This is a genomic window from Nocardioides sp. CPCC 205120 (assembly GCF_048654585.1).
Classification (GTDB): domain Bacteria; phylum Actinomycetota; class Actinomycetes; order Propionibacteriales; family Nocardioidaceae; genus Nocardioides.
This window is the reverse complement of record NZ_JBMCYY010000002.1, coordinates 384,925-403,302: the sequence shown is the minus strand read 5'-3', so window position 1 is coordinate 403,302 and position 18,378 is coordinate 384,925. Positions and strand designations below refer to the sequence as shown.

The 18,378-nt window shown below is 75.2% G+C and carries 17 protein-coding genes; 8 read left to right on the top strand and 9 right to left on the bottom strand.

The features are described 5' to 3' along the window. Positions 1 to 2: 2 nt before the first annotated feature. Complete coding sequence (locus ACOACO_RS12950; RefSeq protein ID WP_420296683.1) at positions 3 to 809, bottom strand: adenosylcobinamide-GDP ribazoletransferase; 807 nt, start codon at positions 807 to 809, stop codon at positions 3 to 5. Beyond that, positions 806 to 2,182 (bottom strand): bifunctional adenosylcobinamide kinase/adenosylcobinamide-phosphate guanylyltransferase, encoded by a 1,377-nt coding sequence (locus ACOACO_RS12945; RefSeq protein ID WP_420296682.1) that lies wholly within the window; start codon positions 2,180 to 2,182, stop codon positions 806 to 808. The genes ACOACO_RS12950 and ACOACO_RS12945 overlap by 4 nt, the downstream gene beginning before the upstream one ends. 50 nt (positions 2,183 to 2,232) lie before the next feature. On the opposite strand from ACOACO_RS12945, the gene ACOACO_RS12940 reads away from it, so the two are divergent. The 3 genes from ACOACO_RS12940 to ACOACO_RS12930 all read left to right on the top strand — a co-directional run bounded on the left by ACOACO_RS12940 (position 2,233) and on the right by ACOACO_RS12930 (position 3,872). Then, positions 2,233 to 2,490, top strand: a complete 258-nt coding sequence (locus ACOACO_RS12940; protein WP_420296681.1) for a hypothetical protein — start codon at positions 2,233 to 2,235, stop codon at positions 2,488 to 2,490. 78 nt (positions 2,491 to 2,568) lie between these two features. Then, entirely contained in the window at positions 2,569 to 3,381 is an 813-nt protein-coding gene (locus tag ACOACO_RS12935) for a thymidylate synthase (protein ID WP_420296680.1), read from the top strand. Continuing rightward, positions 3,378 to 3,872: a dihydrofolate reductase gene (locus ACOACO_RS12930; RefSeq protein WP_420296679.1), complete on the top strand. Its 495-nt coding sequence runs from the start codon at positions 3,378 to 3,380 to the stop codon at positions 3,870 to 3,872. Before ACOACO_RS12935 ends, ACOACO_RS12930 begins: the two co-directional genes overlap by 4 nt. A gap of 24 nt (positions 3,873 to 3,896) precedes the next feature. Here ACOACO_RS12930 and ACOACO_RS12925 read toward each other — a convergent pair whose 3' ends face one another. Next, on the bottom strand, positions 3,897 to 4,751 hold the full coding sequence (locus tag ACOACO_RS12925; protein ID WP_420296678.1) for a YwqG family protein: 855 nt from the start codon (positions 4,749 to 4,751) through the stop codon (positions 3,897 to 3,899). A 40-nt stretch (positions 4,752 to 4,791) separates the two neighbouring features. On the opposite strand from ACOACO_RS12925, the gene ACOACO_RS12920 reads away from it, so the two are divergent. Next, positions 4,792 to 5,715: an LLM class F420-dependent oxidoreductase gene (locus ACOACO_RS12920; protein ID WP_420296677.1), complete on the top strand. Its 924-nt coding sequence runs from the start codon at positions 4,792 to 4,794 to the stop codon at positions 5,713 to 5,715. 4 nt (positions 5,716 to 5,719) lie between these two features. Here the strand turns inward: ACOACO_RS12920 and ACOACO_RS12915 are convergent, their stop codons facing one another. Continuing rightward, complete coding sequence (locus ACOACO_RS12915) at positions 5,720 to 6,241, bottom strand: DUF6985 domain-containing protein (protein ID WP_420296676.1); 522 nt, start codon at positions 6,239 to 6,241, stop codon at positions 5,720 to 5,722. A gap of 79 nt (positions 6,242 to 6,320) precedes the next feature. Here ACOACO_RS12915 and dapA point away from each other — a divergent pair, with 79 nt between their 5' ends. Further along, positions 6,321 to 7,223 (top strand): 4-hydroxy-tetrahydrodipicolinate synthase, encoded by a 903-nt coding sequence (gene dapA, locus ACOACO_RS12910; RefSeq protein WP_420296675.1) that lies wholly within the window; start codon positions 6,321 to 6,323, stop codon positions 7,221 to 7,223. A gap of 8 nt (positions 7,224 to 7,231) precedes the next feature. After that, positions 7,232 to 8,923: a ribonuclease J gene (locus ACOACO_RS12905; protein ID WP_420296674.1), complete on the top strand. Its 1,692-nt coding sequence runs from the start codon at positions 7,232 to 7,234 to the stop codon at positions 8,921 to 8,923. Between the two features lie 96 nt (positions 8,924 to 9,019). Here ACOACO_RS12905 and ACOACO_RS12900 read toward each other — a convergent pair whose 3' ends face one another. From ACOACO_RS12900 to ACOACO_RS12880, 5 genes are read right to left on the bottom strand one after another with little or no spacing between them, the layout of a single operon-like run. Next, a complete protein-coding gene (locus tag ACOACO_RS12900) occupies positions 9,020 to 10,102 on the bottom strand; it encodes a VOC family protein (protein WP_420296673.1) in 1,083 nt (360 codons plus the stop codon). A 10-nt stretch (positions 10,103 to 10,112) separates the two neighbouring features. After that, a complete protein-coding gene (locus ACOACO_RS12895; RefSeq protein ID WP_420296672.1) occupies positions 10,113 to 10,787 on the bottom strand; it encodes a lysoplasmalogenase in 675 nt (224 codons plus the stop codon). A gap of 17 nt (positions 10,788 to 10,804) precedes the next feature. After that, entirely contained in the window at positions 10,805 to 14,257 is a 3,453-nt protein-coding gene (gene cydD / locus ACOACO_RS12890) for a thiol reductant ABC exporter subunit CydD (RefSeq protein ID WP_420296671.1), read from the bottom strand. Positions 14,258 to 14,271: 14 nt separating this feature from the next. Further along, positions 14,272 to 15,300 (bottom strand): cytochrome d ubiquinol oxidase subunit II, encoded by a 1,029-nt coding sequence (gene cydB / locus ACOACO_RS12885; protein ID WP_420296670.1) that lies wholly within the window; start codon positions 15,298 to 15,300, stop codon positions 14,272 to 14,274. Between the two features lie 33 nt (positions 15,301 to 15,333). Then, positions 15,334 to 16,851: a cytochrome ubiquinol oxidase subunit I gene (locus tag ACOACO_RS12880; protein WP_420296669.1), complete on the bottom strand. Its 1,518-nt coding sequence runs from the start codon at positions 16,849 to 16,851 to the stop codon at positions 15,334 to 15,336. A 115-nt stretch (positions 16,852 to 16,966) separates the two neighbouring features. Here ACOACO_RS12880 and ACOACO_RS12875 point away from each other — a divergent pair, with 115 nt between their 5' ends. Beyond that, on the top strand, positions 16,967 to 17,413 hold the full coding sequence (locus tag ACOACO_RS12875) for a BlaI/MecI/CopY family transcriptional regulator (RefSeq protein ID WP_420296668.1): 447 nt from the start codon (positions 16,967 to 16,969) through the stop codon (positions 17,411 to 17,413). 5 nt (positions 17,414 to 17,418) lie between these two features. Then, complete coding sequence (locus tag ACOACO_RS12870; protein ID WP_420296667.1) at positions 17,419 to 18,318, top strand: M56 family metallopeptidase; 900 nt, start codon at positions 17,419 to 17,421, stop codon at positions 18,316 to 18,318. Positions 18,319 to 18,378 lie beyond the last annotated feature (60 nt).

Here is an 18,378-nt window from a genome sequence, read left to right as displayed (position 1 = left end):
CGTCAGGCGGCGACGAGGGCGGTGACGACGAGGGTGGCCGTGACCGCGGTCTCGACGGCCGCGCCGTACACGTCACCGGTGACGCCGCCGAAGCGGCGCAGGCAGCGGGCGGCGACCTCGCTCGCGCACCCCTGGCCGACGAGGAAGCCCAGGGCCGCGGCGACGAGCCAGCGGGTGCGGTCGGCGTCGCCGTCGGTGAGGAACCAGGCGCCGGCGCCGAGCCCGGCGGCGACGAGGAGCACCACGAGGGCGGCGGCCGGGCGCTCCACCCGTCCGGCGACCAGGGCACCGAGGCCGCCCGGGCGGGCGGCGGGGTACGCCGGGGTGCACAGCCACGGCAGCGTCGTGCGCCCCAGGACGACGGCGAGACCGAGGGCCGCGGCGCCGAGCTGCGCATCGGCGCCCAGGAGCACCGCGGTGGCGACGACCTGGGCGAGCAGGGCGACGAGCAGGGTCACGACGCCGAAGGGCCCGATGTCGGAGCGCTTCATGACGGCCAGGGCGTCCTCGCCCGTGCGGCCCGATCCGAGCCCGTCGGCCACGTCGGCCAGGCCGTCGGCGTGCATCCCGCGGGTGAGGAGCGCCAGGGCCCCGACCGCTAGCACGGCCACGAGCAGGGGCGGCCGGTCCAGCGCGCCCACCAGCAGGCCGGCCGGCACGGCGACGAGCGCCGCGAGCACGACGCCGACCACCGGCGCGAGCAGCATGGCCGCGCCGCCCACCGGCCCGTCGACCCGCCGGGGCGGGCGCACCGGCAGCACCGAGAGCGTGCCGAACGCGAGGCGCCCGGCGTCGAGGAGGGTGCTCACAGCCCGACCACCCGGCCGGCGACGCACCAGCGAACGTCCTCGGTCTCGGCGGCGACGGCGGCGTTGAGCCGACCCATCGCGTCGCGGAACAGGCGCCCCGAGGCGGTGGCCGGCACGACGCCCTGACCGACCTCGTTGCTGACCGCGACCACCCGGCGCGTCGTGGTCCGCCAGGCGGCGAGCAGCGCGTCGACGTCGGCCTCGACCCGGGCCCAGGCGGCGGCGTGACCGGGTGCGCCGGGCTCCCACGCCTGGTGGCGGTCGACGACGCCGGTGAGCCAGAGGGTCAGGCAGTCGACGAGGAGCGCGGGGGCGTCGGGACGCTGGTCGGCGAGGAGGGCGACGAGGTCGAGGGTCTCGGTCGTCGTCCAGTGGGCCGGGCGCCGCTCCACGTGGGTCGCCACCCGGGCCGCCCACTCGGCGTCGCCGTCGCGCCGGCCGGAGGTCGCGACGTACTCCACGGCGAGGGCGGCCAGCAGCAGCCGCTCGGCCTCGGCGGACTTGCCCGAGCGCGCGCCCCCGAGCACGAGGGTGCGCCCGCCGGGGAGGGGGACGCCCGCGTGCGCCGCGAGCTCGGTGCCGTCGTCGACGACGCGCGCGCCGTGGGCGGCGAGTCGCCGCGCCAGCTCCCGGGTGGGCGGGTTGTGGTGGGAGAGGTGGACGGCGACCACGTCGGTGGCGTCGGTGACGGCCCCGACGGCACGCAGTCGGCGCACCTGGTCGGCGAACCCGGCGAGCGAGAGGTGCTGCTCCCCGGCCAGGTCGTCGCGGTCGCCGAAGGTCTCCTCCAGCAGCACGACGTCGTACGCCGCGCCCTCCGCCGCCGCGACGGTCTGCTCGGGCAGGGGCCCGGTGTCGGTGGCGTGGAGGACGCGGAAGCCGGTGGGGCTGGTGACGTCGTACAGCACGGCCTCGGTCGCTCCGGGGGCGCCGAGGCCGGTGCGGTGGTTCGCGGCGAGCACGCGCACGTCGTACCCGTGGAGCTCGTGGTGGTCGCCGGGCACCACCACCAGCCAGGTGACCGCGGCCTCGGGCGCCAGCCAGGCGCGGGCCGCCTCGATGGCGTCGGCGGGCCCGGCGACGACCAGGGGGGCGTCGGTGACCCAGCCGCGGTGGAGCAGGGCGGCGGGGCTGAGGTGGTCGGAGTGCTGGTGGGTGACGAGCAGGACCCGCACGTGGGAGAGGTCGACGCCCGCGCGCACCGCCGTCTCCGGGGTGGTCGGGCCGCAGTCGAGGAGCACGGTGCCGTCGAGGAGGGCCGCGGTCTGGGAGCGCACGCGCCCCTCCCCGCGCTCGGTGGCGCAGGAGGCGCAGCGGCAGAAGGCCTGCGGCCAGCCGTCGGCCGCCCCGGTGCCGAGCAGACGGAGACTCACCCGGGCATTGTGGGTCACGCGGGCGGTGGTGGCTCGCTAGGGTCGGCCAGGTGAACCTCCCCGACGTGCCGCCGACGTTCCGCCAGCCCAGCGCCGAGGAGCTGCCGTGGTGGTGGCGCCTCGAGAACGCTGCGGGCGACGAGGTGAGCGTGACCGGCCCCCTCGCCGACCAGCGCTTCGCCGCCCAGGCGGACGCCGAGTCGTGGGTGGGGGAGGAGTTCCCCGCGCTCGCCGAGCAGGGCGTCGACGCCGTGGTGCTGTTCGAGGGCGAGCGGCGGGTCTACGGCCCGATGTCGCTGCACCCCTGACGTCCGGGACGCGGCGCGGCCGCCGCACCCCCACCGGCGTGCCCGCGGCCACCGCCCGCCCGGAGTAGTCTCGGGCGCGTGCAGGCCTACCTCGACCTCGTCCGCCGGATCCTCGACGAAGGTGTCGAGAAGGGCGACCGCACAGGCACCGGGACGCTCAGCGTCTTCGGCCACCAGATGCGGTTCGACCTCTCCCAGGGCTTCCCCCTCGTGACCACGAAGAAGGTGCACACGCGCTCGGTCTTCGCCGAGCTGCTGTGGTTCCTGCGCGGCGACACGAACGTGCGCTGGCTGCAGGAGCGCGGCGTCACCATCTGGGACGAGTGGGCCGACGAGAACGGCGACCTCGGGCCGGTGTACGGCGCGCAGTGGCGCTCGTGGCCCACGCCGGACGGTGGCAGCGTCGACCAGATCGCGAAGATCATCGACCAGCTCCGCGCCGACCCCGACTCCCGCCGCCACGTCGTGAGCGCCTGGAACGTGGCCGAGGTCGACCAGATGGCCCTGATGCCGTGCCACACGCTCTTCCAGTTCTACGTCGCGCCCGGTGTCGACGGCGGCCCCGGGCGCCTGTCGTGCCAGCTCTACCAGCGCTCCGCCGACGTCTTCCTCGGCGTGCCGTTCAACATCGCGTCGTACGCGCTGCTGACCCACATGGTCGCGCAGGTCGCGGGCCTCGAGGTCGGCGACTTCGTGCACACCCTCGGCGACGCCCACCTCTACCTCAACCACCTCGACCAGGCCCGCCTGCAGCTCACCCGCGAGCCGCGGCCGCTGCCGACGCTGTGGCTCGACCCCGCGGTCACCGAGATCGACGCGTTCGACCTGCACCACGTCGAGGTCAAGGGCTACGACCCCCACCCGGGCATCAAGGCCCCGATCGCCGTATGACCACCCCCTCGGGCCGCACCGTCCGCTGCGTCGCCGCCGTCGCCCGCAACGGCGTCATCGGCGACGGCCTCGACATCCCCTGGAAGGTGCCGGGGGAGCAGGCCGAGTTCAAGCGCCGCACGCTGGGCTCGGTGCTGCTGATGGGGCGTGCCACCTACGCCTCCATCGGCCGCCCGCTGCCCGGCCGCACGACGGTCGTCCTCACCCGCGACCCCGCCTGGACCTCGCCCGGGGTGCTCGTCGCGCACGACCTCGCGGGCGCGCTCGCCCTCGCCGAGGGGGCGACCGGTGACGTCGTCGTCGCCGGCGGGGCCCAGGTGTACGCCGCCGCGCTGGCCGTGCCGCGGCTCGTCGACGAGCAGGTGCTGACCGAGATCCCGCTCGAGCCGGCGGGCGACACGACGTACCCCGCGTTCGACGAGGCCGACTGGCCGGTCGTCGAGCGCGACGAGCACGAGGGCTTCACGGTCGTCGTGCGCCGCCGCGCCTGATCCGCTCCGGGACCCGGGCGCCGCTCAGCAGCACTGGAGCACGACGCGCACCCGCTCCCAGGCCCGCGCCCGGAGGTCCTCCTCGGTCATCACGAAGTAGAGGCGCCCGGAGTCGCCCCACAACATCTGGGTGCGCTCCTCGTCGCTGTCCACCTGCGCGAGCAGGCGCCAGCGGCCCGCCGTCTGCTCGCTGGGCTCGCCGGCGGGGTCGCCCGCCGCCACGGCCGCGGCGATCGCCGCGTCGAACCGGAGGTCGTTCTGGATCGTCTCCGGGCGACCGAGCAGTCGGTGCGCGAAGTCCTGGCGCGGCGGCACGGCCGTCTCGTAGGCCTCCAGCGCGGCGTCGTCGGTGCCGAGCACGTCGGTGACCTCGAAGTCGCCGACGTCCGCGAACACCGGCTCCGCGGCCACGAGCACCGGGCACGGGGTGAAGCGGTTCTCGGGGTGGTGGTCGTCGGGCAGCGCCCGCCGGGCCAGCGGAACGCCCGCCGGGAGGTGCAGCACACGCCACTGCCGCGGGTCGTCGTCGTCGAACCCCCACGGTTGACCGGCGGCGTCGTAGAAGAACGACAGGAGTCCCGCGTCCGGCAGGTCGTTCGGCCCGAGAGCGGCGTGGACCTCCGCGAGGTCGACCTGCAGGAGGAAGCTGAGCGGGCGCCCCCGGTGGTCGCGGGGCCACTCGTCGTCAGCGCGCAGGTCGGGCTCGCCGCCGAGCCGGCTGCCGCCGTCGCGGTCGCTCGCCCCGTCCAGCGTGTGCAGGCGGGCCGAGGGCCGCGCGAGCGCCGCCAGGACGTCGGTGCGACCGGCGAGGCCGACGGCGGCGAGCCGCTCGGCCAGCTCCGCGCCGTCGGCCGGGGGATGGCTCCAGGGGTCGCTCATGCCGGGCAACGTACGCCGGGGGTCTGACACTCTTGTGCGCATGGACCTGCGCATCTTCACCGAGCCCCAGATGGGGGCGACGTACGACGACCTCCTCGCCGTCGCGCTGGAGGCCGAGCGGCTGGGCTTCGGCGCCTTCTTCCGCTCCGACCACTACCTGACGATGGGCGGCGACGGCCTGCCCGGCCCGACCGACGCCTGGACGACGCTGGCCGGCCTGGCCCGCGACACCAGCACGATCCGCCTCGGCACCCTGATGACGTCCGCGACCTTCCGCCACCCCGGCGTGCTGGCCATCCAGGTCGCACAGGTCGACCAGATGTCGGGCGGCCGCGTCGAGCTCGGGATCGGCGCGGGCTGGTTCGAGGCCGAGCACACGGCGTACGGCATCCCGTTCCCCGACACCGGCGAGCGCTTCGACCGCTACGCCGAGCAGCTCGACGTCGTCACCGGGCTGTGGGGGACGCCGACCGGCGAGCTGTTCTCGTACGTCGGGGAGCACTACCGCCTGACCGACTCGCCGGCCCTGCCCAAGCCCGTGCAGGACCGCGTCCCGCTCCTCGTCGGCGGTCTCGGCAAGAAGCGGACGCCCGCCCTGGCGGCCCGCCACGCCGACGAGTTCAACCTGCCCTTCGTCGACCTGGACACCACCCGCGCGCAGTTCGCCCGCGTCACCCGCGCCTGCGAGGCCGTCGAGCGCGACCCCGCGACGATGACCTGGTCGAACGCGCTCGTGGTCTGCGTGGGCGAGACCGAGGCCGAGATCGACCGCCGGGCGGCGGCCATCGGCCGCGAGAAGGCCGAGCTGCGGGTCAACGGCCTGGCCGGCACCCCCGAGGAGGTCGTCGAGAAGCTCCGCGCGTACGGCGAGGCCGGCGCGCAGCGCGCCTACCTCCAGGTGCTGGACCTCTCCGACCTCGACCACCTGCGGCTCATCGCCGCCGAGGTGCTCCCGCAGGTCTGAGCCGTCACGACGCCGGGCCCGCGGACCTGCCGTCCGCGTGCCCGGCACCGGGGTACACCTCGTCGGTGCCGAGGTGGCCCCGGTGGCCGTCGTACTGTCCGACCTTGACCAGCGTGTCGCCGTCGCGGAACACCAGCTGGAGGCCGTGCTCCGGCTCCCAGTCGCAGCCCGACTCGATGTCGACGTACCAGGTGTCCCCGTCCTGGCCGACGAGGAACTCGTCGCCGACCCGCACCTGCGACCAGACCTGGTCCGCGCCGGCCAGCTCGACCGCGAGGCCGTTCATCTCGACGGTGTCGCGGTAGTACGCCCACAGGAACGGCGTCAGGCGGTCACGGACGCCGGCGGGCAGACCGAGGAACCGCCGCATGACCGCGCCGGCCACGTCGAGGTCGGCCCCCGGGTCGTCGAGCACGAACCGGCCCGACACGCCGAGGCCCGGTACGGCGTGGGTCTCGTCGCCGACGAGCCATCCGGTGCCGCCGTCGTCCAGGTGGAAGGAGCCGAGTCCCGCGATCTGCGTCATGGGCACGATCATGCCCGTGCCGCCGGGCGCTGCGGTGCGGCGTACGAGCGGGGAGCCGGACAGCGCTAGCCTGTCCCTCGTGACCACCGCCGTTCCCGCCGCGCCCCTCGGCCGCGTCCTCACCGCCATGGCGACCGCCTTCCACGCCGACGGGTCGCTCGACCTCGACGGCACGCAGGCGATCGCGCGGCACCTGGTGGCCAACGGCAACGACGGTCTGGTCGTCTCCGGCACGACGGGGGAGTCGCCCACCACGACGCAGGCGGAGGACGGCGAGATCCTCGCGGCCGTGCGCGACGCCGTGGGCCCCGACGTCGTGCTCGTGGCGGGCGTCGGCACCAACGACACCCGCACCTCCGTCGAGCTCGCCCGCCAGGCCCGCGCGAACGGCGCCGACGGCGTGCTGCTCGTGACGCCGTACTACAGCAAGCCCGCCCAGCGCGGCATCCTCCACCACTTCCGCCAGGTCGCGGACGCCGCCGAGCTGCCCGTCATGCTCTACGACATCCCCGGGCGCACCGGCTCGCAGATCGCGATGGCCTCCTACGAGGAGATGGCCTCGTGGGAGGAGTTCGTCGCGGTCAAGGACGCGGTCGGCGACCTCGTTCGGGGCCACCGCATCTCCCAGCTCGGCTTCGCCGTCTACTCCGGCGACGACGCGCTCAACCTCGGCTGGCTCGCGTACGGCGCGGTCGGCGTCGTCTCCGTGTGCGGCCACGCGGCCGGCAACGAGCTCCGCGCCATGGTCGACGCCCACCTCGGCGGCGACGCGCTCGGCGCGCACCAGGTCTTCACGCGGCTGCTCCCCGCGTTCGACGCCATGATGGGCGTCCCCAACTACGGAGCCACCACCGCCAAGGCAGCGCTGCAGCTGCTCGGCGTCCTCCCCAACCGGAACGTGCGCAGCCCGCTCGTTCCCCTCGACGACGCGGAGGTCGCCGCCCTGCGGGCCGGCCTCGAGGCGTCGGGGCTCATCCCCTAGGAGATCGCTTGTCCCACCCCCACCCCGAGCTGACCGCTCCTCCGACGCTGCCGAAGGGTGGCCTGAGGGTCATCCCGCTGGGCGGCCTCGGCGAGGTCGGCCGCAACATGACGGTCTTCGAGTACGACGGCCGTCTGCTCGTCGTCGACTGCGGCGTCCTCTTCCCCGAGGACCACCACCCCGGCGTCGACCTGATCCTCCCGGACTTCGCCGCCATCCGGGACCGCCTCGACGCCATCGAGGCGCTCGTGCTCACGCACGGCCACGAGGACCACATCGGCGCCACGCCGTACCTGCTGCGCGAGCGCGGCGACATCCCGCTCGTCGGCTCGCGGCTGACGCTGGCGCTGCTGGAGAGCAAGTTCCGCGAGCACCGGCTGAAGAACACGGTCCACCACGTCGTGGCCGCGGGCGACGTCATCTCCTTCGGGCCGTTCGAGCTCGAGTTCGTGGCCGTCAACCACTCCATCCCCGACGCGCTCGCCGTCGCGATCCGCACGGGCGCGGGCCTGGTGCTCCACACCGGCGACTTCAAGATGGACCAGCTGCCGCTCGACGGGCGCATCACCGACCTCAACGCGTTCGCGCGGCTGGGGGAGGAGGGCGTGGACCTCTTCCTGACGGACTCGACCAACGCCGAGGTCCCGGGGTTCACCACCCACGAGAAGGACATCACCCCGTCGCTGGACCGGGCGTTCTACAACAGCAGCCAGCGCGTCATCGTGGCCTGCTTCGCCTCCCACGTGCACCGCGTGCAGCAGGTGCTCGACGCCGCCGTGAAGCACGGCCGCAAGGTCGCCTGGGTGGGCCGCTCGATGGTGCGCAACATGGGCATCGCCCGCGAGCTCGGCTACCTGACGGTGCCGCCGGGGCTGATCGTGGACGCCAAGGAGCTCGGCAAGCTGCCGCCCCACCAGCAGGTGCTCATCTCCACCGGCTCCCAGGGCGAGCCCCTGTCGGCGCTGAGCCGCATCGCGCAGCGCAGCCACAGCTTCGTGCACCTGGAGGAGAACGACACGGTCATCCTGGCCAGCTCGCTCATCCCGGGCAACGAGAACGCGGTCTACCGCGTCATCAACGGCCTCTCGCGCCTCGGCGCGAACGTCGTGCACAAGGGCAACGCGATGGTGCACGTGTCCGGCCACGCGAGCGCCGGCGAGCTCCTCTACTGCTACAACATCGTGAAGCCCCGCAACGTGCTGCCCGTGCACGGCGAGGTGCGGCACATGCGGGCCAACGGCGACCTCGCGCGGGCGACCGGCGTGCCCCACGACCGCGTGCTGCTCGCCGAGGACGGCGTCGTGGTCGACCTCGTCGACGGCGTCGCCTCGATCTCGGGCAAGGTCGAGTGCGGCTACGTGTTCGTCGACGGCTCGACCGTCGGCGGGATCTCGGAGTCGTCGCTGAAGGACCGCCGCATCCTGGGCGAGGAGGGCTTCGTCTCCGTCATCGTCGTCGTCGACACGGTGACCGGGAAGGTGCTGAGCGGGCCCGAGATCCACGCCCGCGGGTTCGCCGAGGAGGCGTCGAAGTTCGACAAGGTCCGCGGCCCGCTGCTGGCCGCCGTCGAGCAGGCGATGGCCGACGGCACGACCGACACCTACCAGCTGCAGCAGACCATGCGTCGCGTGCTCGGCCGGTGGGTCGGCAACCAGCTGCGCCGCCGTCCGATGATCGTCCCGGTGGTCGTCGAGGCCTGAGGCCCGACACCCTCGTACGACGCGCACCGGCGCCCGGCTCCCCCAGGGGGCCGGGCGTCGGTGCGTCCGGGGCCGGCCGGGCGCACCTCCCAGCCCTCAGGGGGTGCGGTCCACGACGCAGTACGGCGCGCCGCTCGGGTCGGCGAGCACCGTCCACCACTGCTGCCGGTCGCGGACCTCGGCCCCGAGGGCGACGTGGCGCGCGACCTCCGCCTCGCGGTCGTCGCAGGCGACGTCGAGGTGGGCGGTGACGCGGGGCCGGTCGTCGCCGACGGCCTGGACCAGGAGGCGCACGGGCTGCCCGGCGGGCCGGTGGAGCGCGGTGAAGCCCGGCACGTCGCTCGTCCGCGGCCGCCACCCGGTCAGCCCCGACCAGAACGCCACCTCGGCGTCGTGGAGCGCGGCCGGGGCGTCGAGGCACACCTGGTCGACGAGCGACCGCCCGCCGCCGGGCCAGGTGACGGGCGGGGTGCGCAGCGCGGCCGGGTGCGCGACGAGGCAGAACGGGAACCCGCCCGGGGACTCGAGCACGACGTACCCGTGCTCGCTGCGGTGCACGACGCGGGCGCCGATCTCGGCGGCCCGCCGCGCGGCCCGCCCGGGGTCGGGGACGTGCAGGTCGAGGTGCAGTCGCGTGGGGGCGTCGTCGGGGCCGGTGGCGACGCGCTGGGCGCGGAGGTGGTCATGGCCGCCGGGCGGCACGAGCGTCGTGAACTCGTCGGCGTCACCGCGGGGGGTCGACAGGGTCGACCCGCTCACCGCGGCCCAGAACGCCGGCACCCGGCTCCAGTGGGCGGGGGCGACGTCGAGGAACGCGCTGACCCAGAACGGGTGGGTGGCGCTCGCCTCGTCGGTGACGACGGGCTTGTGGAGCACGGCGGAGACCGGCTCGACCACGAGGTCGTCGCCGACCGCCCGGGCGGTGCCGTCCACGACGAGCGAGAAGCCGGGAGCGGCCGACGGCGGCCACACGAGCGTCACGCCCGGTCGGACCGCGGCGTTGCGCAGGGACCCGCCGCCGGGGGAGGGGAGCAGGAGCGTGCCGTCGGCGGCGAGCGCGGGGGCGACGTGCACCGCCTTGGGGTGGGTGTCGCCCGCGGTCAGCAGGTAGGGGCGCTCACCGGTGCCGGGCGCCGTGATCGCCGCGGCGAGGTCGTCGAGGGCGACGGGGATGCTCATGCGCGCGACGCTAGCCGTCGGCGCGGGCCAGGGCGACGAGCACGCCGAGCACGACGAGCACCTGCCCGACGTGGTAGGTCGTCATCACCGCGACGTGCGGGTACGGCGCGACCCACCGCCGCGGCCGGTCGAACCGGTCGAGCGCGAGGACCGTGTCGCTGACGACGAACACCGCCGCCCCGACGACGACGAGCGGCTCCCCGGTGGCCCCCGCGGTGAGGAGCATCGCGCCGATGACGGCCATGTAGACCGCGACGGGGAGCGCGGTCGCCGCGCCCTCGTCGCGCAGCACGCGCGGCAGGACCGTGCGGGCGGACACCAGCGACCCGAGCAGCACGACGGCCGCCACCGCCACCCACCACGACCAGCCGGCACCGAGCGACCAGAAGGCGGCGACGTACGCCAGGTGGCCGAGGAGGAAGGCGGTCAGGCCCGCGAGGAAGCGCTCGCGGGAGTCGCCGAGCAGGAACGTGTCGCCGACGGCGCCCAGCAGCAGCGCGACCACGAGCCACCGCCCGGCGGTGCTGTCGAGGACGCCGCCGGCCAGCGCCGCGGCGGTCAGCGCGAGGAGCACGACGGGCTTGACGACGGTCTCGGTGCGCCGGTCCTGGCGGGCGACGGCCCACCAGTCGAGGAGGGCGGTCACGGCGACGAGCCCCCAGGCGAGGGCGGGTACGACGGGCACCGCCGCAGCATGGCAGGTCAGCCGCCGGCCGGCACCGCCTCCGGGAACGCGTCGCGCGCCGCGCCCAGGTCGACCACGGCGTCCATCCGGTCGAGCCCGGCGGTGCCGTGGGTGATCCACACGACCGAGCGCCCCGCGGCGGCGTCGAGGAGGTCGGCGGTCACGGCCTCGGCGGTGGCGGCGTCGAGGTGGGCGGTCGGCTCGTCGAGCACGAGGACGGGGGCGTCGGCGAGCAGGGCGCGGGCCAGGCCGAGGCGGGCGCGCTCGCCGCCGGAGACGCCCCGTCCGCCGTCGCCGATGCGGGTCGCCAGGCCGTCGGGGAGGTCGGCGAGCCACAGGTCGAGCCGGGCGCGGCGCAGGGCGTCGGTGACCTCGGCGTCGCTGGCGCCGGGCCGGGCCAGGCGCACGTTCTCGGCGACGGTGGAGGCGAAGAGGTAGGGGTCGTCGTCGACGAGCCCCGTCCGGCGGCGCACGTCGTCGGCGGCCAGCGTGGTGACGTCGACGCCCGGAGCGCCCAGCAGGTGCCGGCCGTCGCGGGGGCCGAGGAAGCGCACGAGCACCGCGGCCATCGTCGACTTCCCGCAGCCCGACGGACCGACGACACCGACGTGGGTGCCGGCCGGCAGTTCGAGGTCGAGGGGGCCGACGCCCGTGTCGTCGCTCCACCCGGCGGTCACGTGCTCGAGCCGCACGTCGGTGCCGGTGGGCAGCGGGGCGGGGTCGGCGGGGTCTGCGACGGCGGGCGGCAGGGCGTCGAGCGCGGCCACCCGGGCGGCCGCGGCGGTGGTGGAGACGCGGAGCGCGCCGGCGTCGGCCAGGGGCGACACGACGTCGGCGAGGGCGAGCGGCAGGAGCAGGAGGAGCGCGAGCACCGGCGCCCCGACGCTCCCGGCCGCGAGCGCGTCGGCCCCCAGGAACGCCACGGCGACCACCGCGAGCGCCGCGGCGACCGGGGCCCACGCGCGGGCGAGGGCGACCCAGGCGGCGTCGCGGGCGGTCGCGGCGGCCAGGTCGCGACCGGCGGCGCGCACCGCGGCGCGCGCCGCGTCGTCCTGCTGCCAGGCCACGAGCTCGCGGGCGTCGGCGAGCGTGCCGAGCACGCGGTCGGCCACCCGGGCCCGGGCGGCGACGGTGCGCGCGGCGGTGCGGCGCACGCCGTACCGGCCCGTGCACCACGCCGCGAGGGCGGCGAGCGCGGCGACGCCGACGGTGGCGGCGCCCGCGGACGGCAGCAGCGGTACGGCGACCGCCCCCGCCAGTGCGAGCACCCCGACGACGGTCGCGACCGGCACCTGCACGCGCAGGCGCTCGTCGAGCAGGCTGTCGACGTCGTCGACGACGGTGGCGAGCAGGTCGCCGCGGCGGCGGCCGCCCAGTCGGCCGGGCACGAGCGGGACGAGGGCGTCGTAGACCCGCGCCCGGCGCTCGGCCAGCTCGCGCAGCGCGACGTCGTGGGAGACGAGCCGCTCGGCGTAGCGCAGCGCCGGTCGGCCCAGGCCGAAGGTGCGGACGCCGACGATCGCGACCATGAGCACCAGCACCGGCGGCTGCTCCGAGGCCCGGACGATGAGCCAGCCCGCCGTCGCCGTGAGGGCGACGCCGCAGGCCGAGGCCAGCACGCCGAGCACGACCGCCAGCACCCAGCGCCGGCGCGCCGCCGCGGGGGCGGGGGTGGGCTCCGGGGTGGGCTCCGGGGTGGGAGTTTCCCCGCCTAGGCGGGGAAACCTGTGGTCTGCGGCCAATGCCTGGGTCGTAGAGACCAGGTTTCCCCGGCTAGGCGGGGAATCCTGGGGCGCACGAGGCCCCTGGGACAGGGCGATCCGGTGGTCGGCGGCGGCGACGAGCGCGGGGCGATGGGCGACGGCGACGACGCAGCGGGTGCGGGCCAGGTCGCGCACGACGTCGACGAGCACGCGCTCGGTCTCGGCGTCGAGGTGGGCGGTCGGCTCGTCGAGCAGCACGTAGGGGCGGTCGCTCAGCACGACACGGGCCACGGCCAGCCGGGCGCGCTGGCCGGCGGAGAGGCCCGCGCCGTCCTCGCCCAGCTCGGTGTCGAGCCCGGCGGGCAGGGCCCGCACGACGTCGTCGAGGCGCACGGCCTCGAGCGCCGCCCACACGTCGGCCTCGGCGGCGTCGGGCCGGCCCACCAGCAGGTTCGCGCGGATCGTGGTGCCCGCGAGCCACGGGCGCTGGCTGGTGGTCGCGAGGTGACGACGCCAGGTGTCCGGGTCGACGTCGGCGAGGTCGGTGCCGCCGACCCGCAGGGAGCCGGCGTACCCCAGCTCGCCGCGCAGCGCCGCCAGCAGCGTCGACTTGCCGCTGCCCGACGGGCCGACCACGACGGTCAGCCCCCGCGCGGGGACGACCGCGTCGAGGCCGTCGACCACCGCGGCGGTGGCCCCGGGCCAGATGATCGTCAGGCCCTCGAGGCGCAGGTCGCCCCGCAGGGGGTACGCCGCCGCGTCCGGCTCGCGGATGGGTCGCGGCGCGTCGGTGGGGGAGGAGGACGAGGAGCCCCTCGTCAGCGCGTCGATCGCCTCGAACGTCGCGGTGCCCTCGGCGGCGGCGTGGAACTCCGCCCCGACGCGGCGCAGCGGCCAGTAGGCCTCGGGCGCGAGGAGCAGCACGGCGAGCGCGGTCTGCAGGTCGAGGCCGCCGTGGGCCAGGCGCAGGCCGACGAGCACGGCGACGAGCGCGACGGAGATGGTCGCGATCAGCTCGAGCGCCGCGGACGAGGCGAACGCCAGGCGGAGCACGTCGGTGTTGGCGCGGCGGTAGCGGTCGGTGACCTCGCGGATCCGGGGCGCCTGGGCGCGGGCCCGGCGGTGGGCCACGAGGGTCGGCAGGCCGCGGACCACGTCGACGAAGTGCCCGGCCAGCTGGCTCAGCACCCGCCACTGGCGGTCGGCGCGGTCCCGCGTCGTCATCCCGATGAGGATCGCGAACACCGGCAGGAGCGGCAGCGTCAGCACCACGACGAGCGCGCTGAGCCGGTCGAGCGCCGCGATGGCCAGCACGGTCACGCCGGGCAGGACGACCGCCAGCACCAGCGCCGGGAGGTAGCGGGTGAGGTACGGCTCCACCGCGCTCGTCCCGCGCGTCGCCAGCAGGCCGAGCTCGCCCAGGCGCTGCCGCCCGTCGCCCCCGCCGACCCCGTCGGGCGACGCGAGCGCCTGGCGCAGGACGACGTCGCGCAGCCGCACGCCCACGATCCCGGCGGCGCGGGCGGCGGCGACGTCCCCGGCGTACGCCGTCGCGGCCCGCCCGAGCAGGGCGGCGACGAAGACGACGAGCGGCGTGTGCCACCCGCCCCCGGCCGCGTCGTCGACGAGACCGGCGACGACCGCGGCGAGGGCCAGCGCCTGGACGACCAGGAGCACGGCGCCGGCGGTGCTGGCCGCGAGCACGACGGCCAGCGGTCGCCGGGCGGGGGCCAGGTGGGGGAGGACCCGGGGGTCGACGGGCTTCACGGCTCCTCGATCCCTCAGTGGGCGGAGTCGGCGAGCTGGGCGGCGGGGATGTGGCGCGTCGAGATGCGCTTGCGGAACACCCAGTAGGTCCAGGCCTGGTAGCCGATGACGAGCGGGGTGAACACCAGCGCCACCCACGTCATGATCTGCAGCGTGTAGGGCGTGGCCGCCGCGTTGGTCGTCGTCAGCGAGTACGCCGGGCTCGTCGTGGACGGCATGACGTCCGGGAAGAGCGCCAGGAAGAGCCCGGCCACGGCCAGCACGACCGTGAGGAACGTGCCGAGGAACGCCCACCCCTCGCGTCCTGCCCGCGCCGCGCCGATGCCGGCGACGAGCAGGGCGGCGGCGGCGACGAAGGCGGCCGCCGAGGCGAGGTCACCGGTGCGCAGCTGCGTCCAGACGAGGAACACGACGGCCGCGACGGCCGCGGCCAGGCCGATCCGCACCGCGAGGGCGCGGGCCCGGTGCCGGATGTCGCCGTCGGTCTTCAGCGCCACGAACATCGCACCGTGGGTGAGGAACAGCAGCACCATGACGACGCCGCCGAGGAGGCCGAACGGGTTGAGGAGGGTGAACAGGTTGCCCGTGAACTCCTTGTCGGCGTCGATCGGCACGCCGGCGGTGATGTTGGCGAACGCCACGCCCCACAGGAAGGCGGCGGTGAAGGAGCCGCCGATGAGCGCCGCGTCCCACCGCGCGCGCCACTGGGCGGTGTCGCCCTTGTGGCGGAACTCGAAGGACAGGTTGCGCAGGATCAGCGCGACCAGGATGAGCAGCAGCGGCAGGTAGAAGCCGCTGAACAAGGTGGCGTACCACTCGGGGAAGGCGGCGAAGGTCGCCCCGCCCGCCACCAGCAGCCACACCTCGTTGCCGTCCCACACGGGGCCGACGGTGTTGATCATGACGCGCCGCTCGGTCTCGTCCCGGGCGAGCACCGGCACGAGCATGCCGACCCCGAAGTCGAAGCCCTCGAGGGCGAAGTAGCCGATCCAGAGGACGGCGATCAGGACGAACCAGACGGTGGTGAGCTCGAGTCCGAGCACGGTGGGTCTCCTCGGTGCGCGCGGTCGGCGCGCTCAGTAGGCGAAGGTCAGGGGCGCGTCGGCGTCGTGGTCGTCACGACCCGGGTCCGGCGGCTCGGCGAACGGCTCGGGGCCCTTGCGGACCGTCGTGGCCAGCAGCTTCAGCTCGATGACGGCGAGCACGCCGTACAGGGTGGTGAGGGTGACGACCGAGATCAGGGCCTCGGGGACGCTGACGCCGGGGGAGACGCCGCGCTCGGTGGTCATCAGGCCGAAGACCACCCAGGGCTGGCGACCCATCTCGGTGAAGATCCAGCCCATCGAGCTGGCGGCGACGACGAGCACGGGCAGGGCGATGCCGAGGCGGCCGAGCCAGGCCGGGTTCACCACGTCGTCGCGACCGCGGCGGGTGAGCCACAGGACGAGCGCCGCACCGGCGCTGCCGAGGGCGCCGAAGCCCATCATCCAGCGGAACGTCCAGTAGGTGACGGGGATGTTCGGCACGTAGTCGGACGGGGTGTAGTACGTCGCGCCGGGGTCGCTGCCGTAGGTCTCCGCGTAGGTCTCGCGCAGCTCGTTGATGCCCTTGACCTCGCCGTCGAACGAACCGGTGCCGAGGAACGAGAGCAGGCAGGGCACGGTGAGCGCGAACTTCTCCTCACGCCCGTCGGGCGTGCCGACGGTGAAGACCGAGAACGGGGCGCAGGACTCCTCGGACTCGTACAGCGCCTCGGCCGCCGCCATCTTCATCGGCTGCACCTCGGTCATGATCTTGCCCTGCACGTCGCCGGAGACGACGACGCCGATGCCGGCGACGAACATGAGGACGGCCGAGATGCGCATGGCGCGGCGGTACATCGTCCGCTCGCCGGACGCCTCCGCGAGGACCGCCGCGGCGGTGCCCGCCCGGACCTCCTCCTCGGTCGCGACGCGCCCGCCGTGGCGCTTGGAGACGTAGAGCCAGGCGCTGACGCCGATGACGAACGCGGCCGCGGTCATGTACGCCGCGAGCACCACGTGGGGGAACGTCACCAGCTGCACCTTGTTGAACATGACGGCCGCGAAGTCGGTGAGCTCCGCGCGGCCGCTCTCCTCGTCGTAGCGGTAGCCGACCGGGTGCTGCATCCAGGAGTTCGCGGCGAGGATGAACCAGGAGGAGGCGAGCACGCCGAGGTGGACGATCCACATGCAGGCGGCGTGCACGAGGCGGGGCAGCTTGTCCCACCCGAAGATCCACAGGCCGAGGAAGGTCGACTCGAGGAAGAAGGCGAGCAGCCCCTCGATGGCGAGCGGGGCGCCGAAGACGTCGCCGACGAAGCGGGAGTAGTCGGACCAGTTCATGCCGAACTGGAACTCCTGCACGATGCCGGTGACGAGGCCCAGTGCGAAGTTGATGAGGAAGAGCTTCCCGAAGAACTTCGTGAGCCGCAGGTAGTCCGGGTTCCTCGTCCGCAGCCAGAACGACTCGAACAGCGCCACGACGAGCGTCAGCCCGATCGTCAGCGGCACGAAGAGGAAGTGGTAGACGGTCGTGATCCCGAACTGCCACCGGGCGATGTCGACGAGCTCCATTGCTGCGTCTCCTCCAGGTCGGTGTGGGGCCGGTCGCGACCGGCCGCTTCCTACGACGCTGCGTAGTAGGTACTACACATCGTAGTACGACGGCATCCGTAGGTACACTGATCCCGTGCCCGCATCCCGCAAGAGCTCCTCAAGGTCCGCGCTCGGTGATCTCGAGCGTGCGGTGATGGACGTCCTCTGGGCCCAGGCCGAGGACGCGACCCTCACCGTCCGCGACGTCCACGCCCAGGTCTCGGCCCAGCGTGAGGTCGCCTACACCACCGTCATGACCGTCATGGACCGCCTCGCGCGCAAGGATCTCGTCGTCCAGGAGCGCGACGGCCGGGCCTACCGCTACCGCGCCCGTGCCTCGCGCGGCGAGATGACCGCCGCCCTCATGCGCGGCGCGCTCGAGGACATCGGCCAGCAGGACCGCACCGGCGCCCTCGTGGCGTTCGTCGGGGACGCCAGTGCCGAGGAGCTCGAGGCGCTGCGCACCGCCCTCGCCCGCATCCCGGGCGAGGCGGCGGACGAGACCCGGGGCGGCCCCCGTCGTGGGGGCGGCGGCTCCTGACCGCCATGACCCCCCTGCTGCTGGGCGTGATCGCCGTGCTGCTCGCCGGACCCGTGCCGGCGCTGCTCGGGCGCGCGCCGTGGCTGCGGCGCACGCCGTACGCCGCCCTCGCGCTGTGGCAGGCCGTCGCGCTCGCCGCCGTCCTGGCGGCCCTCGGCGCGACCCTGGCCCTGGTGACGACCCACCTGCTGCCGCCCGACCGCAGCGTCCCGCACGCCGTGGAGTACGCCGTGGCCGTCGTCGCCCTCGGCGTCACCGGCCTCGTCGCCGGACGGCTGCTCGTGAGCGCGCACCGCACCGGCGCGGACCTGCGGCGCCTGCGCCGCCGCCACGCCGACCAGGTCGACCTGCTGGGGCGCGCCCAGGCCGGCGGCGTGCGCGTGCTCGACGGCGACCTGCCCGTCGCCTACTGCCTGCCCGGCCTGCACCGCGGCCGCGTCGTGGTCTCCGAGGGCGTCATGGAGCGCCTCGACGGCGACGAGGTCGACGCCGTGCTCGCCCACGAGTGGGCGCACCTGCGCTTCCGCCACGACCTCGTCGTGGAGTTCTTCGACGTGCTGCACCGCGCGTTCCCGCGGTGGGTCTCGAGCCGGTCCGCGCTCGCCGAGGTCCGCCTGCTCGTCGAGATGTGCGCCGACCGCGCGGCCGCCCGCGAGGCCGGACGCCGCCCGCTGGCCCAGGCGCTCGTCCAGCTCGCCGAGGCCCGCACCCCGGCGGCCGCGCTCGGCGCCGGCTCCGGACGCCGCGGCGACCTCCTCGCCCGCATCGAGGTGCTCGGCGACCCCGCACCCCGCCGCGCCCAGGGCGCGGCGCTGCTCGCCGGCGCCGTCGCCCTCCTCGTGCTGCCGACGTGGCTCGTCGTCGCCCCGTGGCTGCTCACCGTGCTGCGCCTGGCCTGGGCGTGACCTGGGCGTGACGGGGGCCTGACCCGGGTGCGACCCGGGTCCGGGGGTCCCGTCCGGGCG

What these genes read in the sequence shown, in the direction of transcription:
- ACOACO_RS12930 (WP_420296679.1), top strand. Translation starts at nt 3,378, where the DNA reads ATGACCACCCCCTCGGGCCGCACCGTCCGCTGCGTCGCCGCCGTCGCC.
- ACOACO_RS12925 (WP_420296678.1), bottom strand. Translation starts at nt 4,751, where the DNA reads ATGAGCGACCCCTGGAGCCATCCCCCGGCCGACGGCGCGGAGCTGGCC.
- ACOACO_RS12920 (WP_420296677.1), top strand. Translation starts at nt 4,792, where the DNA reads ATGGACCTGCGCATCTTCACCGAGCCCCAGATGGGGGCGACGTACGAC.
- ACOACO_RS12915 (WP_420296676.1), bottom strand. Translation starts at nt 6,241, where the DNA reads ATGACGCAGATCGCGGGACTCGGCTCCTTCCACCTGGACGACGGCGGC.
- ACOACO_RS12900 (WP_420296673.1), bottom strand. Translation starts at nt 10,102, where the DNA reads ATGAGCATCCCCGTCGCCCTCGACGACCTCGCCGCGGCGATCACGGCG.
- ACOACO_RS12880 (WP_420296669.1), bottom strand. Translation starts at nt 16,851, where the DNA reads ATGGAGCTCGTCGACATCGCCCGGTGGCAGTTCGGGATCACGACCGTC.
- ACOACO_RS12870 (WP_420296667.1), top strand. Translation starts at nt 17,419, where the DNA reads ATGACCCCCCTGCTGCTGGGCGTGATCGCCGTGCTGCTCGCCGGACCC.